This window comes from Caulobacter sp. CCH9-E1 (assembly GCF_001556515.1).
GTDB lineage: Bacteria > Pseudomonadota > Alphaproteobacteria > Caulobacterales > Caulobacteraceae > Caulobacter.
On record NZ_LSJA01000212.1, the window covers coordinates 1 to 15,498 of the forward strand.

Genomic DNA, 15,498 nt, shown 5'->3' on the forward strand with positions numbered 1-15,498 from the left:
CCGAGATGGAACGCAGAGCGGCTTAACCCCGTCCACTTTTTCGGGGGAAGATCACACGCGTGTACGGCGGGTGCACCGGCGTGTCCGGGCATTCCAGCCAACGATAGAGGCGACGGAACTCCTCTTCGTCGAGCCATCGGTTGCTGGGAACATAAGGCTCAGTTGGAATGCTGGCGGCAGGATTATGCACTAGACCGAAGCGCCGCGGCGTTGTGCTTCGGTAGTCGTGTTCTGACTTGAGGCCCCAACTGAACGCCGACCGGATATATCCTCTGACGTGGTCGGCCATCGAACGGGCCCCACGATCATATATCGGACGGATGACATCGACGATCTCGACCGGCGTGATGTCGCGCGCGGGGCGATGGCGGCCCAGCGTGTCAGCAATCTTGTTCAATCCCTTTTCCGTCTCCTTCCAAGATGCCTTCCCCGATGACTTAAGGTGGCCCGTATAGGCCTCGAAGAGGTCAGCGACGGTGCCGGCGCGCGTGTCGCCCACCACTTTGATGCTGCGTCCTTTTTGGATGCTGTCGGCAAAGTCACGCTCGTAGACCTCCCTGGCTTCGCGCAGAGACATCGACGGATAAGTGCCGATCTTTCGCCGAGTACGCCTGCCATCGCGCCACTGTTGCGCCATCCAATCGGCGGTGACGCGAGTTGGCATCGGCCTAATCATGATGATCAACCGGCCGGTGCCACGCCCCTCTCCATCAGCCAGCGCGACCGCCTTCTGGGACTGTTCAACTTCCTTGAGCGCGCGACGGAGCGCGCCGTCTGTGAGGCTCGGCATGAGACTCTCCCGATGGCTGGTAAGTCGGGTGTCGTCGCCACTTACTGGGGTCGGTAATTGGTGGCGTAAGCGACTGGATCAACCCTTCTTAACGGCCTCAGCATGCCGAATTCTGACGGCTCTGAAAAGCAAAATATGTAGCAAAATCAACGTGGTTGTATGGGGGTGCGCGTGACCGAAAAATCGCGAGTGGGATGGTTGTGCACGATGATGATGTTGCTGCTCGACAGCTCCAGCGCCCGGCGCATCACTTCGCGCGGATAGACCGGCGCGTGATCGACCGTGCCGCGGTTCATCACCTCGTCGGCGATCAGCTGGTTCTTCTTGTCCAGGAAGAGAACCCGAAATTGCTCGCGCGACTCGTTGGCCAGCGCCACGCGGACATAGCCGAGCAGGGCGCTCCACGACGAGATGACCGGCCGCTTGACGATCTTGTCGCGACCGGCGCGCAGGCACGCCTCGTGCAGGAGCTTCAGGTCCATCGCCGCCGTCTCGCCGACGCCCGGCACGGTGGCCAGCTCCTCGATCGTCGCGCCCAGCACGCCTCCGAATGAGCCGAACCGCGCCAGCAGCGCCTTGGCCAGCGGTTTGACGTCGCCGCGCGGATAGGTGCGGAAGAGATAGAGCTCCAGCAGCTCGTAGTCGGGCAGGGCGACGAAGCCGCCGGCCTTGGCGCGCTGACGCAGCCGGTCGCGGTGCCCGGCGTGGTGGGCGGGCGCAGACTTGCGGACGGGCTTGGCCGAGACGGGCGGCGGCGCTTCGTCCGGCGCGCTGTCGGAAATCGTCAGGGATGAAACACTGACCATGCCGCCCTCGACTCTGGGCGAGTAGTAGGCGTGATCGATCTAGGGTTGTCTAGTTGTTTTAGATGCTCCCCCGCGTTGCGGGGGAGCTGTCACGGAGTGACTGAGGGGGCTAGTGCAGAGAAGGTCCAGCTCGCCCCCTCCGGCCCTCTGGGCCACCTCCCCCGCGCCGCGGGGGAGGAACTATTGGTGACTTACCCGCCCAGGATCGCCGGCTGGAACAGCCCGGCGGGCGAGGCGGTGAAGATCTCGTAGCCGTCTTCCGTCACGCCGATCGAGTGCTCGCACTGGGCCGACAGCGACTTGTCGCGGGTCACGGCCGTCCAGCCGTCCTGCAGCACCTTCACCGCCGGCTTGCCCAGGTTCACCATCGGCTCGACGGTGAAGAACATGCCCGGCTTCAGCACCGCGCCCTGACCGGGGCGGCCAAAGTGCAAGATGTTCGGCGCGTCGTGGAACACGCGGCCCAGGCCATGGCCGCAGAAGTCGCGGACGACGCTGCAGCGCTGGGCCTCGACATACGACTGGATGGCGTGGCCGATGTCTCCCAGCGTGGCGCCCGGCTTCACGGCCTCGAGGCCGCGCTTCATGCCTTCATAGGTGATCTCGACCAGGCGACGGGCGCGCGGGCCCACTTCACCGACGCCGTACATGCGCGAGGTGTCGCCGTGCCAGCCGTCGACGATCACGGTCACGTCGATATTGACGATGTCGCCTTCCTTCAGGTTCCAGTCGCCCGGAATGCCGTGGCAGACCACGTGGTTGCGCGAGATGCAGACGGTCTTGGGATAGCCGCGATAGTAGAGGCAGGCGGGCAGGGCCTTGTGGTCCAGGATGAACTCCCGGGCCAGACGGTCCAGCTCGTCCGACGAGACGCCCGGCTTCACGTGCGGGACCAGCATGTCCAGGCACTCGGCGGCCAGCTTGCCGGCGCGGCGCATGCCCTCGAAGTCTTCCGGCTTGTGAATCTTGATCTGGCCGGTGCGGGTTTCGGCTTCGATCTCGAGGGTGTTGTCCAAGGTCATGCTCTACTCGGCGGTCGCCGCCGCGCACGGGCGGCGATCTTGTCTGGGAAAGGCGTATCTCGCGATCCTAGCACGGATTTCAAGCCTTTGGCCCGCCCGGAGTGTCACAGGTCCGGTATTGGAGGGACAAAGACCGAAAATATCTCGCCTTCCTGGGCACGAGGCCCAGGAAGGCGGAGCCTGCGCCCCGAGCTTTCGCGTTCGAGCGTGTGTCAGGGCGCGATCCGCCGCACCACGCCGTCACCCGCGTGGAGCTCCTTGACGAAGGTCGCGTCCAGGGTCGTGGGCTTGTCGCGGCGCACATGGCAGACGCCCTTGTAGCGGGTCACCCGCCCCGAGCCCTTCTCGGTGACGTCGGCGGTGAACTTGACGTCCCACTCGCCCGGACGGCCAGTCGGTTGCGGGTCCATGTCGTTGGAGTTGACGCCCTCGATCTCCTTGAGCCCGAAGCGCTGCTGAAGTTCGGAAGAGCAGGCCTTGAACGCGAAGATCGCGCGCAGCCCGGTCATCATGCCGTTCTCGGGCTTGTTCGGGTCCGCGCGGCCGCAGCCCGACAGCGCCACGGCCAGGACGGCCAAAGCCAGAACGGTCCTCTTCATACGCTTCCCCTCACATCGCGCCCCTCTCGCGCGAGCGTGTGAAGGGGTAATGCAACCTGCGAGGAATGCAGCTTAAATCGCTGTTAGGTGAGCGTTGGTCCACCGCATCGCCCGCGCGATCCGAATGGCCTCCGTCCCCATCCCGCACGCATAGACCAGCACCTCGACCCCCGCCGCGGCCGCCGCGTCCAGCCCGCGCGCGAAGGCGGGATCGAGATCGACGCAGGCCTGGAACGTCTCGCAGTCCTCGCGTTGGACGACGAACAGCACGACGGCCCGCTCGCCCAGGGCCGCGCGGGCGGCGAGTTCGGAGAGGTGCCGTGTCGAGCGTTCGGCCTTGCAATCGGGGAATTCGGCCACGCCTGGGGCGCGGCTGAAGTGGCAGTTCTTGACCTCCAGCCAACACGGCGCGCGGCCCTCGGCGGTCAGCAGGAAGTCGACGCGGCTGGCCTCGCCGTACTTCACCTCGGGGCGGACGGTCTCGTAGCCGGTCAGCTCCGGGATCGCGCCGGCCGCCAGGGCCTCGGCGACCAGCTTGTTGGGCAAGAGGGTGTTGATCCCGACCAGGGTGTTTCCCTGCTCGACCATCTGCAGGGTGTAGGCCAGCTTGCGCTTGGGATCGTCCGACCATGACGCCCAGGCGACGAGGCCCGGGTCTTTCAGGCCCAGCATGGCGCCGGGGTTGGGGCAGTGGGCCGTGACCTCTTGCCCGTCGTCCAGGACAAGGTCGGCGAAGAAGCGCTTGTAGCGCGACACCAGACGGCCGCGAACGAGCGGTTGCGGGAGCAGCATGCGAAGCCTAAGTCGATCCTGGAAGACAACGGGCGATGTAGGGGATCAAGACGATGACGGCCACCCAATCCGAGCGCGTGACGGCGGCGGTGATGATCATCGGCGACGAGATCCTCTCGGGCCGCACCCAGGACACCAACCTCGCGGCTATCGCCAAGTATCTGGCGACCTACGGCGTCGATCTCTGCGAGGCGCGCGTCGTCCCCGACGTCGAGCAGGAGATCATCGACGCGGTCAACGCCCTGCGGACCAAGTACGACTATGTGATCACCACCGGCGGCATCGGTCCGACCCACGACGACATCACCGCCGACTCGATCGCCAAGGCGTTTGGCGTGACGGCGCCCGAGCATCCCGAGATCATGGCCATGCTGCGCGAGCGCTGGGGCGAGCCGAACGCCGCCCGCCGTCGCATGGCGCATGTGCCGGAAGGCGGCAGCCTGGTGAAGAACCCGGTGCAGGGCCCGCCCGGCTTCCAGAAGGAGAACGTCTTCGTCCTGGCCGGCGTGCCGGCGATCATGCGCGGCATGCTCGAAGACGTCGGCCCGCGCCTGCGGACCGGGGCGGTGGTGCTGAGCAAGACGGTGCGGGTGACCGGCACGGGCGAGGGCGTGATCGCCGCGCCGCTGGAGGCGGTGGCCAAGGCCCATCCGGACATGTCGCTGGGCAGCTATCCGTTCTTCAGCCCGCCGGATGTCTACGGCGCGAACCTGGTGCTGCGCAGCCGGGACGCAGCGGAATTGGACGTCGCGGTCGAGGAGCTGGTCGCGGCTCTGGAAGAGGCCGGCGCCAAGAACATCGAGCGGGTGGAGAACCCGGCCTAGCGGGATCTATTCGTCGTCGGCGATGGCCTTGGCGAGGTCCGCGAGGTGGCGGCGCATGCTGGCGGACTCGATCGCCACATAGGCGCGGGCCAGTTCAGGGCCGCCGGGCGTGGACCAGAACTCGGCCATTTCGTTGGCGAGGTCGGCGGCGGTGGTGTCGGCGCCTTCCGGATCGTCCAGGCCCTCGAAGAAGAAGCCGATCGGCGTTTTCAGGAACATCGCTGTCGCATGCAGCTTGCTGGCGCTGATGCGGTTGGCGCCGCCCTCGTACTTCTGCACCTGCTGGAACGTCAGTCCCAGGGCGTCGGCCAGCGCTTGCTGGGAGTAACCCAGATCCTTGCGCCTCATACGCAGCCGGCGCCCGACGTGGACGTCGACGGGATCGGGGGTCTTGTCTTCAGCCATGGGTCAAGCACTCGAACGCAACAGAGGACGGACGATAGTCGTGCCCGACGATCGGGCAAGCCGTTCGTCGCGCCAGGAGCGCTTAAGGACATGCGCGACCGGAAACAAGCCAGGGGCCTGCCTCGTCGCGCGCGTCGCCGCTTCTCCTAGAAACCGGCGCAATTCTGGCGAGAGTCGAGCGATCTAGAAATGAATATTACAGTTCAGGCCGTCGATTCAGCTGACGCGAGAAGTCGGGTTGTCGACTCTGCCGTGGGTAGCTGCTTTTGCGCCGAGAAATCGTTTGCTTGCCGAGACTTGCGTCGGCGGCGGCTGGTAGGGACGGTGGGACTCGAACCCACACGGATTGCTCCAACGGATTTTAAGTCCGGCGCGTCTACCGTTCCGCCACGTCCCCGTCTTCCCGACCCCTTAAGCCATCCCGGCTTCGGGGTCGAGAAGGGGTGTCGAGAAGGAGCGTGGTTGTCCTTGGAGGTCTGCACGACCGCCGAGCAGCGGAAGGCGCGGAGCGGCGGCGCCCAGCGCGCCCAGGAGACGATGCAGGCGCTATCGCCGACCATTCCCAACTGAGGCTCGACGCCAGGCCTTGGCGTGCTAGCGTCCCTCCGTTTATCGGAGGGGACGTTCGAAGATGCGTGGAATGAGTGAGGCTGCGGCTCTGGCGGCCGCCATGGGACTTTTGGTCGGCGGCGGCGCCAGCGCGGCCGAGGTGGCGGCGGTCAGCGCCGCGCGGCTGCTGGACGTGGCGTCCGGCAAGTATGTCGACAATCCGCTGGTCATCGTCACCGATGGCCGGATCACGGCCGTCGGCAAGAAGGGGGACGCTGTGCCCGCCGGCGCCAAGGTGATCGACCTGCCGAACGCGACCCTGCTGCCTGGCCTGATCGACATGCATGTGCACCTCGACAGCCTGGCCGAGATCGGCGGCTACAACAGCCTGCAGTACAGCGACCGCTTCTGGAGCGTCGTGCAGACCACCAACGCCAGGAAGACGCTGGAGGCCGGCTTCACGACCGTCCGCAACGTCGGCGCCGCCGAGTTCGACGACGTGGGCCTGCGCGAGGCGATCGACGCCGGCTATGTGCCGGGACCGCGCGTGGTCACGGCGGCCATCTCGTTCGGCGCCACCGGCGGCCACTGCGACTCGACCTTCTTCCCGCCGTCGATGGACCAGAAGAGCCCGTTCAACAGCGACAGCCCCGACGAGGCCCGCAAGGCCGTCCGGACGCTGAAAAAGTACGGCGCCCAGGTCATCAAGATCTGCGCGACGGGCGGGGTCTTCTCGCGCGGCAACGAGCCTGGCCAGCAGCAGCTGACCTACGAGGAGATGAAGGCGGTGGTCGACGAGGCCCACATGGCCGGCCTCAAGGTCGCCGCCCATGCCCACGGCGCCTCGGGCATTCGCGAGGCCGTGCGGGCCGGGGTGGACACGATCGAGCACGCCAGCCTGGTCGACGACGAGGGCATCAAGCTGGCGGTCCAGAAGGGCGCCTACTTCTCGATGGACATCTACAACACCGACTACACCCAGGCCGAGGGCAAGAAGAACGGCGTGCTGGAAGACAACCTGCGCAAGGACCGCGACATCGGCGAGATCCAGCGGCAGAACTTCAAGAAGGCGCTGAAGGCCGGGGTGAAGATGGTCTACGGCACAGACGCTGGCATCTATCCGCACGGCGACAACGCCAAGCAGTTCGCCATCATGGTCCGCTATGGCGCTACGCCCCTGCAGGCGATCCAGTCGGCGACCATCACCGCCGCCGAAGCGCTGGGTCAGAGCAAGGACGTCGGCCAGGTCGCGGCGGGTCGCTACGGCGACATCATCGCGGTCGCTGGTGATCCGTTGGCGGACGTTACGGCGCTGGAAAAGCCGGTCTTCGTGATGAAGGGCGGCGCGGTCTACCGGCGGCCCTGAGGAAAGATTTCCGGCGCGAAACGAAGTTTCGTGTCGGAAATCGAATTCAGCGATTTCTTCGAAGATAAATGCGCCGTCGCCCTCGATTAGGGGGTGATTGCGGTGAAAATGGGTTCTTCTCCGGACGAGTTGTGCATAATCGTGCCTCTCTTAAAAAGGCGTCGGGTTGGGCGGCGCTATCCAGGTGAGGGGCTCTCGATGTTGCACACTTCGTTCCGGCGGCGGGCGATCGCCTTGGCCGCTTCGGCGGCTTTCATGGCCTTGTCGGCGGGCGCGACCCTCGCCGCCGATGTCTACCAAACCCCGCCGGCCCCGATCGCCCAGATCCTTGAGTCGCCCCAGACGCCCAGCGTCGCCGTCAGCCCCGACCGCAAGGTCCTGGCCCAGCTGGGCCGCGAGAACCTGCCCTCGATCGCGGCGGTGTCCGAGCCGATCCTGCGGCTGGGCGGCTATCGCATCAATCCGCGCACCAACGGTCCGATCGAGGCCCGCGCCAACTGGCTGAACAGCCTGGCGTTCGAGGACGTCGCGACCGCCAAGGTCCGGCCCGTGAGCCTTCCGGCCGGCGCGCGCTTCATCGCGCCCAGCTGGTCGCCCGACGGCTCCAAGGTCGCTTTCGTGCTGGACGCCAAGACCGGCCTGGAGCTGTGGGTCGCCGACGTGAAGACCGCCACCGCCCGCAAGGTGACCGAACCGGTGGTCAACGCGGTGTTCGGCGGCGGCTACGACTGGTTGCCCGACGGCTCGGGCCTGCTGGTCCAGACGGTCATCGCCGACCGCGGCGCGCCGCCGGTCGCGGACGAGACGCCCACCGGTCCGACCATCCAGGAGTCCAAGGGGCGTTCCTCGGCGATCCGCACCTACCAGGACCTGCTGTCGAACGCCCATGACGAGGCGCTGTTCGACTACTATTTCACCTCGCAGCTGGCCCGTGTCAGCCTGGCCGACGGCAAGACCACGCCGGTGGGCCAGCCCGGCGTTATCGCCGGCGCGTCGATCTCGCCCGACGGCCAATATCTGCTGACCACGCGCCTGAAGCGTCCCTACAGCTACCTGGTCCCGGCCAGCCTGTTCCCGACCGAGATCGCCGTCTCCACGATCGACGGCCAGCCGGTGAAGACCCTGGCCGACCGTCCGCTGGCCGACACCCTGCCGCCGGCCTTCGACGCGACCTCGCCGGGTCCGCGTTCGGTCGAGTGGCGCGCCGACGTCCCGGCGACCCTGGTCTGGGCCGAGGCCCAGGACGGCGGCGATCCGCGCAAGAAGGTCGCCGTGCACGACAGCGTCTTCATGCTGGCCGCGCCGTTCTCGGCTGCGCCAACCAAGCTGATCGACCTCGACCAGCGCTATCGCGGCGTCACCTGGGGTAAGAGCGACTTCGCCCTGCTGACCACCCGTTGGTGGCAGACCCGCAAGGAAAAGCGCATCGCCATCGACCCCAGCAAGCCGGGCTCCGGGCGCGTGCTCATCGAGCGCAACTACCAGGACCGCTACAACGATCCGGGCCGCCCCGTGACCCGTCGCGACGCGCGCGGCGAGGACCTGCTGCACTTCACGCCTGACGGCAAGGCCGTGTTCGTGTTCGGCGACGGCGCCTCGGCCAAGGGCGAGTTCCCGTTCGTGGGCCGCATGGCGCTGGCCGACGGCAAGACCACCAAGCTGTGGGAGGCCCAGGCCCCATACTACGAAGCCCCGGTCGCCCTGGCCGACGAGGCCGGCAAGACGGTGATTACGCGCCGCGAAAGCGCCAAGGACGCGCCGAACTACTTTACCCACGCAGTCGCCAAGGGCGCCAAGGCCAAGGCCCTCACCAGCTTCGCCGACCGCGCCCCGCAGTTCGCCGGCGTCAGCAAGCAGACCATCACCTATAAGCGCGCCGACGGCGTGACCCTGTCGGGCGTGCTGTACCTGCCGGCCGGCTATGACAAGGCCAAGGACGGTCCGCTGCCGCTCCTGATGTGGGCCTATCCGGCCGAGTTCACCGACGCCAGCGTCGCCAGCCAGACGGTGGACGAGGGCAACCGCTTCACCCGTCCGGCCGGCGCCAGCCACCTGTTCCTGCTGACCCAGGGCTACGCGATCCTCGACAATCCGGCTTTCCCGATCATCGGCCGCAACGGCGCCGAGCCGAACGACACCTATGTCGAGCAACTGGTCGCCGACGCCCAGGCGGCCGTCGATGCGGTCGTCGCCTTGGGCGTGGCCGATCGCGACCGGATCGCCGTGGGCGGCCACAGCTATGGCGCGTTCATGACCGCCAACCTGCTGGCCCACACGCGCCTCTTCCGGGCCGGCATCGCCCGCTCGGGCGCCTATAACCGCACCCTGACCCCATTCGGCTTCCAGGCCGAGCAGCGCACCTACTGGGAGGCGACCGACACCTACACGAAGATGAGCCCGTTCACCTACGCGCCGAACATCAAGGACCCGATCCTGCTGGTCCACGGCGAGGCGGACGACAACCAGGGCACCTTCCCGATCCAGAGCGAGCGCTTCTACGCGGCGCTGAAGGGCGCGGGCGCCACCGTCCGCTACGTGACCTTGCCCAACGAGGCGCACGGATACCGGGCGATGGAGTCGACCAAGCACACCCTTTGGGAAATGGTCGAGTGGATGAACAAGTACGTGAAGAACGCGCCTAAACGCGACGCGAAGTAGGCGCTGTGGGCGGGGGGGGGCGATCCTGGGGATGCGAGAGCTCCCCGGGACCGCCTCCGCGCCAATATGCCGCGCTGTTTTCTGCGCCTTGGTGTGGTTCGACCGGATCGCCCGCCTTCGCGGCTGATGGCAATGTCGGTGGCCGGAGACACTACCATGAGCCGAACAACCGCGCATCGCGCCTTCCGGCGAACGATGAACCTGATCGCCGGGGGCAAGCCCCTGGCGCTGGCGCTGAAGGCCATCGTCCAGGCCGTCGAGGCCGAGGACCCCGAGATTCTCTGCAGCATTCTGCTGCTCGACGCCGAGCGCCGGCGCTTGACCATGGGCGCCGCGCCCAGCCTGCCCGACATCTACAATGAGGCCATAGAAGGCATTGAGATCGGCCCTTCGGTCGGCTCCTGCGGCGCGGCGGCCTATCTGGGGCGGCGTGTGACCGTCGACGACATCCAGTCGAGCCCTCTCTGGGCGGACTACCGAGACCTCGCGGCGGAGGCGGGGTTGGCGGCGTGCTGGTCCGAGCCGATCCGGGCGATGGACGGGACAGTGGTGGGCACCTTCGCGATCTATCATCGCAAGGTCAGCAAGCCGAACAAGGAGGACATCGCCTTCATCGAGGAGGCCGCGCAGCTGGCGGCGATCGCCATCGACCGGCGCCGCGCCGAGGAGGAGCTGGCGGCCAGCGAGGCGCGCGCGCGGCTTTCGGCCCAGCAGGCTCTCGAGACGGCGCAGAACCTGTCGAGCTTTTTCGACGTCTCGGCGGACCTGATGTGCATTCGCGACATGGAGGGCCGCTTCGTCCAGGTCAATCGCGCCTGGGAGACCGTGCTGGGCTATCCCCCCGAGACGTTGCAGGGGACGCCGCTGCTGTCGCTGCTGCACCCAGACGATATCGCGATCACGCGCCGCAACATGAACCGCGCCGAGAGCGAAGGCGACGTCAACGGTCTCGTCAATCGCTATCGGCGCGCGGACGGCTCCTATTGCCAGCTGGAATGGCGGGCGCGCCGCCGCGGCGACCTGGTGTTCGGCGTGGCGCGGGACGTTACCGAGCGTCTGCGGATCGAGGCCGAGATGGCCGAGGCCCGCCACGCCGCCGAAGCGGCCAACAAGGCCAAGAACGACTTCCTGGCCAATATGAGCCACGAGATCCGCACCCCTTTGAACGGCGTGCTGGGCGTCGCCGCGGCGCTTGGCGAGACCGACCTCACGCCGAAACAGGCCGAGATGCTCGAACTGATCCGGCGATCTGGCGAGACTCTCGAGCGGCTGGTCTCGGACATCCTGGACGTCTCGAAGATCGAGGCCGGGCAGATGACGATCCAGGCGGAGGCCTTTGATCTGGGCGCGGTCCTGGACGGCCTGCTCGACGTCACCCGCCTCCGGGCCAAGGAGAAGGGAATCGGGTTCCGGGTGCAACGCGGCCCGGCGGCGCGCGGCGGCTTCCTAGGCGACAGCGTGCGGATCGGTCAGGTGCTGAGCAACCTGCTGTCCAACGCCGTCAAATTCACCGATCGCGGCGAGGTCACGGTGCGCGTCGATGTCGAGGACCTGGGCGATGGCCAGACCCCGCGTCTGTGCGTCGAGGTCGAGGACACCGGCGTGGGCTTTGACGCGACGAAGGTCGAGATGATCTTCCAGCGCTTCAGCCAGGCCGACAGCACGATCACGCGCCGCTTCGGCGGGTCGGGCCTGGGCCTTTCGATCAGCAAGACCCTGGTCGAGATGATGGGCGGCGAGATCACCGCGCGGTCCAATCCGGGCGCGGGCAGCCTGTTCCGGGTGGTCCTGCCCGTGCACCGGACGGAGGCCGGGTCTGGCGCCGAAGCCGCCCCGCTCCTGCCGTGCGTGCAGGCCGAAGGGCTGAGGGTCCTGCTGGCCGAGGACCATCCGATCAATCAGCGCGTCGTGCAGCTGATGCTCGAGCCCTGCGGGGCGGCCGTCACGGTGGTGGAGAACGGCGCCCAGGCGGTCGAGGCCGTGGCCGCCAAGCGCTACGACGTGGTGCTGATGGACATGCAGATGCCGGTGATGGACGGCTTGGCGGCGACCCGCGCGATCCGGGCCCAGGAGGCGGGCGGGCGGCGCACCCCGATCATCATGCTCAGCGCCAACGCCATGGCCGGCCACCGGCAGGACGCGTTGACCGCCGGCGCGGATCTTCATCTCGCCAAACCGGTGACGATCGCGGCGCTGCTGGACGGAATCGGCCAGGTGATCGCGGCCGACACGCGCTGCGCGGGCTGATGACGGCGGTTTCCCTTCACCTTTGCCGGCCAAACGCCTAAATCGGGCGGCCCGAAACCCCGTTGGACTTGGCCGCGTGATCATCTTCCAGGACGTCTCGAAAACCTATGCCCAGGGCGGGCACGCCGCGCTCAGCGGTGTGACCCTGTCCGTCGCCGCCGGCGAGGTGTTCGGGGTCATCGGCGCTTCGGGCGCGGGCAAGTCCACCCTGATCCGCCTGATCAACGGCCTGGAGACGCCGACCGGCGGCCGGGTGATCGTCGACGGCGACGACGTCGCCGCCCTCGGCGTCGAGGGGCTGCGCGCCCTGCGCCGCCGGGTCGGGATGATCTTCCAGCACTTCAATCTGCTGTCGGGTAAGACCGTCGCCCAGAACGTCGCCTTCCCGCTGAAGCTGGCCGGCCGTCCCGCCGCCGAGGTCAAGGCGCGCACGGCCGAGCTGCTGGAGCGCGTGGGCCTCACCGCCCATGCCGGCAAGTATCCGGCCCAGCTGTCGGGCGGCCAGAAGCAGCGCGTCGGCATCGCCCGCGCCCTGGCGACCGGGCCCAAGGTGCTGCTGTGCGACGAGGCCACCAGCGCCCTGGACCCCGAGACCACCGAGCAGATCCTGGACCTGATCTCGGGCCTGAACCGGGAGCTGGGCCTGACCATCGTGCTGATCACCCACGAGATGGACGTGGTCCGCCGCGTCTGCGACCGTGTCGCCGTGCTGGAGGCCGGCCGCGTGGTGGAAGAGGGCGCCGTCGAGGACGTCTTCCTGCACCCTGCCAGCGACACCGCCCGCCGCTTCGTGCGCGAGGCCGATGGCGAGATCGTCACGGCGCCGGGCGTCGGCGGCCGGCTGGTGCGCCTGACCTTCAAGGGCGAGGCGACCTACAAGCCGGTGCTGGGCGAGGTCGCCCGCGTCACCGGCGTCGACTATTCGATCCTGGGCGGACGCATCCACCGCCTGCGCGAGACGCCCTACGGCCAGTTGACCCTGGCCCTGACCGGCGGCGACGTCGCCGCGGCGATCAAGAGCTTCGAGGCGTCCGGCGTGCGTGTCGACGACCTGACCGGGGAGGCCGCCCGATGAGCGCCGGAACCTTCGACTTCTCGAACGTCGACTGGGCCGAGATCGGCCAGGCGAGTCTGGACACCCTGGCCATGCTGGGCGGCTCGATGGTGCTGACCATCGCCCTGGGCCTGCCGCTGGGCGTCATCCTGTTCCTGACCGGCAAGGGCCAGATGCTGGAGAACCGGCTGGCGAACGGCGCGCTGTCGCTGCTGGTCAACATCCTGCGCTCGGTGCCGTTCGTGATCCTGCTGATCGTGATGATCCCGCTGACCGTGGCCCTGGTCGGGACCTCGCTGGGCGTGGCCGGCGCGATCCCGCCGCTGGTCGCGGGCGCGGCGCCGTTCTTCGCCCGCCTGGTCGAGACCGCCCTGCGCGAGGTCGACAAGGGCGTGGTCGAGGCCAGCTTCGCCATGGGCGCCAAGCGCCGTCAGGTGGTGCTGGGCGCGCTGCTGCCCGAGGCCCTGCCGGGCCTGATCGCCGCGGCGACCGTCACCGCCATCGCGCTGGTCGGCTACACCGCCATGGCCGGCGTGGTCGGCGCGGGCGGTCTGGGCGACCTGGCCGTGCGTTTCGGCTATCAGCGCTTCCAGACCGACGTGATGATCGTGACCGTCGTGCTGATGCTGGTGCTGGTGCAAGTGCTGCAGATGGTCGGCGACGCGGTGGTGCGCCGCGTCTCGCACAAGTAGGAGCGGGCCATGACCGACGAAGACATCGACCTCCACTGGGATCCCGCGCTCGCCGCCAGCCTGATCGGCAAGACCCTGCTGATGAACCTGACCTTCCTCGACGACGACGGCGAGATCCTGGAGCGCCAGCAGTTCTTCGGCGTGGTCATCGACGCAGACGAAGGCGAGGGGATCACGCTGGACCTGCTGGGCGAGCACGACGGCGACACCTACACGCTGCCGCCGCAGACCTCGGCGATCAAGGCGGCCGAGGCGGGCGTCATCAGCCTGGCCGGCGACAAGCCCGACTTCGTGGCCAGCTGGATCATCCACGGACCGCCGGACGTCGCCAACGACCTCGACGACGAGGACGATCAGGCCTGATCGAACGGGAAGGGCAGGCGGCCGGCCTTGAACAGGATGTCGGGGTTCTCGTCGTAGTCGCCCAGTTCGACGTCGGCGCTGGCCGAGAAGGCGACGACCCCTTCGCGCAGGGGCGCTAGCCGTTCGGCCTTGCGGCGCGCCTCTTCCGCCGTCTTGCAGCCGATCTGCTGCTCGGCCTTCAGGCCCTTGCCGCGCCCGGCGACATAGGCTTGCACGATGTGGACGGTTTCCTTGGCCATCCCCATCCAAGCGGCCTGTTCGGCGGCGCCGTCAAGCGCCTTCACGGAGGCCGGAGGCGACAGCTCGACGGGGGCTCAGGAAATCTGATTTCCTCCAGCCCGCGTATCAGGGCAAAAGCCTACCCGTCCGATCGCCTTATGGAGCCGTTCATGGTCGCCCGCCGCGCTGTCCTCGTCCTTGGCCTCGCCGCCCTGTCTCTCGCCGCCTGCGGCCCCAAGACGCCCAAGGCCAGCGACGCTAACACCCTGACCATCGCGGCCACCGCCATTCCGCACGCCGAGGTGCTGGAGTTCATCAAGCCGAAGCTGGCGGCCGAAGGCCTGAACCTCGAGATCAAGGTCTTCAACGACTACGTCCAGCCTAACGTCCAAGTCGCTGAGAAGCGGATCGACGTCAGCTATTTCGAGACCCTGCCGTACCTTGAGACCTTCAATCGCGACAAGGGCACGAACCTGATCCCCATCCAGGGCGTCCACGTCGAGCCCATCGGGACCTATTCGGCCAAGTGGAAGTCTCTGGCCGAGGCGCCGCAAGGCGCCACGATCGCTATTCCGAACGACGCCAGCACCGAGGGCCGGGCCCTGATCCTGCTGGCCAAGAACGGCGTGATCACCCTCAAGGATCCGACCAACGCCCTGTCGAACCTGAAGGACATCACCAGCAACCCGAAGAACCTGAAGTTCAAGGAGCTGGAGGCGCCGTCGCTGCCGCGCGTGCTGAACCAGGTCGACCTGGCGGTGATCAACACCAACTACGCCCTCGACGCCAAGCTGAACCCCAGCAAGGACGCCCTGATCATCGAGGACAAGACCAGCCCCTACGTGAACTACCTGGTCGGCCGTCCGGACAACAAGGACGACCCCCGCGTCAAGAAGCTGGCCGCGGCGCTTACCTCGCCTGAGGTGAAGGCGTTCATCGAGAAGAAGTATTCGGGCGCGGTGGTGCCGGCGTTCTGAGGGGAGACGACGAAGCTGCTCCCCCGCGATGCGGGGGAGCTGTCACGGAGTGACTGAGGGGGCTAACGCGGGACACGTCCAGCTAGCCCCCTCCGGCCCTCTGGGCCACCTCCCCCGCATCGCGGGGGAGGATCT

The 15,498-nt window shown here is 67.5% G+C and carries 14 protein-coding genes, 1 tRNA gene and 1 pseudogene; 8 read left to right on the forward strand and 8 right to left on the reverse strand.

Going from position 1 to position 15,498, the window contains the following annotated elements:
* Window positions 1–49: 49 nt before the first annotated feature.
* From AX690_RS12455 to sfsA, 5 genes and pseudogenes are all read right to left on the reverse strand, one after another.
* A pseudogene (locus AX690_RS12455) lies at window positions 50–790 on the reverse strand (site-specific integrase); the annotation flags it as partial.
* A 146-nt stretch (window positions 791–936) separates the two neighbouring features.
* Window positions 937–1,596 carry a RadC family protein gene (locus AX690_RS12460; RefSeq protein ID WP_066682926.1) on the reverse strand — a complete coding sequence of 220 codons (660 nt, stop codon included), beginning with the start codon at window positions 1,594–1,596 and terminating at the stop codon, window positions 937–939.
* 191 nt (window positions 1,597–1,787) lie between these two features.
* Window positions 1,788–2,618, reverse strand: coding sequence for a type I methionyl aminopeptidase (gene map, locus AX690_RS12465; protein ID WP_066682927.1), 831 nt, complete (start codon window positions 2,616–2,618; stop codon window positions 1,788–1,790).
* Between the two features lie 212 nt (window positions 2,619–2,830).
* On the reverse strand, window positions 2,831–3,217 hold the full coding sequence (locus tag AX690_RS12470) for a hypothetical protein (protein WP_066682928.1): 387 nt from the start codon (window positions 3,215–3,217) through the stop codon (window positions 2,831–2,833).
* Between the two features lie 72 nt (window positions 3,218–3,289).
* Window positions 3,290–4,009 (reverse strand): DNA/RNA nuclease SfsA, encoded by a 720-nt coding sequence (sfsA, locus tag AX690_RS12475; protein WP_066682929.1) that lies wholly within the window; start codon window positions 4,007–4,009, stop codon window positions 3,290–3,292.
* 53 nt (window positions 4,010–4,062) lie between these two features.
* Here sfsA and AX690_RS12480 point away from each other — a divergent pair, with 53 nt between their 5' ends.
* Window positions 4,063–4,833 (forward strand): competence/damage-inducible protein A, encoded by a 771-nt coding sequence (locus AX690_RS12480; RefSeq protein ID WP_066682930.1) that lies wholly within the window; start codon window positions 4,063–4,065, stop codon window positions 4,831–4,833.
* Between the two features lie 6 nt (window positions 4,834–4,839).
* Here the strand turns inward: AX690_RS12480 and AX690_RS12485 are convergent, their stop codons facing one another.
* On the reverse strand, window positions 4,840–5,238 hold the full coding sequence (locus AX690_RS12485) for a helix-turn-helix domain-containing protein (RefSeq protein WP_066682931.1): 399 nt from the start codon (window positions 5,236–5,238) through the stop codon (window positions 4,840–4,842).
* Between the two features lie 313 nt (window positions 5,239–5,551).
* Window positions 5,552–5,635, reverse strand: a tRNA-Leu gene (locus AX690_RS12490).
* A 234-nt stretch (window positions 5,636–5,869) separates the two neighbouring features.
* Here AX690_RS12490 and AX690_RS12495 point away from each other — a divergent pair.
* From AX690_RS12495 to AX690_RS12520, 6 genes are all read left to right on the forward strand, one after another.
* Window positions 5,870–7,153 carry an amidohydrolase family protein gene (locus AX690_RS12495; RefSeq protein WP_066682932.1) on the forward strand — a complete coding sequence of 428 codons (1,284 nt, stop codon included), beginning with the start codon at window positions 5,870–5,872 and terminating at the stop codon, window positions 7,151–7,153.
* 198 nt (window positions 7,154–7,351) lie between these two features.
* Window positions 7,352–9,811 (forward strand): prolyl oligopeptidase family serine peptidase, encoded by a 2,460-nt coding sequence (locus tag AX690_RS12500; protein WP_066682933.1) that lies wholly within the window; start codon window positions 7,352–7,354, stop codon window positions 9,809–9,811.
* Window positions 9,812–9,967: 156 nt separating this feature from the next.
* Entirely contained in the window at window positions 9,968–12,058 is a 2,091-nt protein-coding gene (locus AX690_RS12505; protein WP_066682934.1) for an ATP-binding protein, read from the forward strand.
* Window positions 12,059–12,134: 76 nt separating this feature from the next.
* Window positions 12,135–13,133: a methionine ABC transporter ATP-binding protein gene (locus AX690_RS12510; RefSeq protein ID WP_066682935.1), complete on the forward strand. Its 999-nt coding sequence runs from the start codon at window positions 12,135–12,137 to the stop codon at window positions 13,131–13,133.
* On the forward strand, window positions 13,130–13,804 hold the full coding sequence (locus tag AX690_RS12515) for a methionine ABC transporter permease (RefSeq protein ID WP_066682936.1): 675 nt from the start codon (window positions 13,130–13,132) through the stop codon (window positions 13,802–13,804). The genes AX690_RS12510 and AX690_RS12515 overlap by 4 nt, the downstream gene beginning before the upstream one ends.
* Window positions 13,805–13,813: 9 nt before the next feature.
* Entirely contained in the window at window positions 13,814–14,167 is a 354-nt protein-coding gene (locus AX690_RS12520; protein ID WP_066682937.1) for a hypothetical protein, read from the forward strand.
* Here the strand turns inward: AX690_RS12520 and AX690_RS12525 are convergent.
* Window positions 14,158–14,406, reverse strand: a complete 249-nt coding sequence (locus tag AX690_RS12525) for a hypothetical protein (protein ID WP_082769639.1) — start codon at window positions 14,404–14,406, stop codon at window positions 14,158–14,160. The genes AX690_RS12520 and AX690_RS12525 overlap by 10 nt on opposite strands.
* A gap of 138 nt (window positions 14,407–14,544) precedes the next feature.
* Here AX690_RS12525 and AX690_RS12530 point away from each other — a divergent pair, with 138 nt between their 5' ends.
* On the forward strand, window positions 14,545–15,363 hold the full coding sequence (locus tag AX690_RS12530) for a MetQ/NlpA family ABC transporter substrate-binding protein (protein ID WP_197426852.1): 819 nt from the start codon (window positions 14,545–14,547) through the stop codon (window positions 15,361–15,363).
* Window positions 15,364–15,498 lie beyond the last annotated feature (135 nt).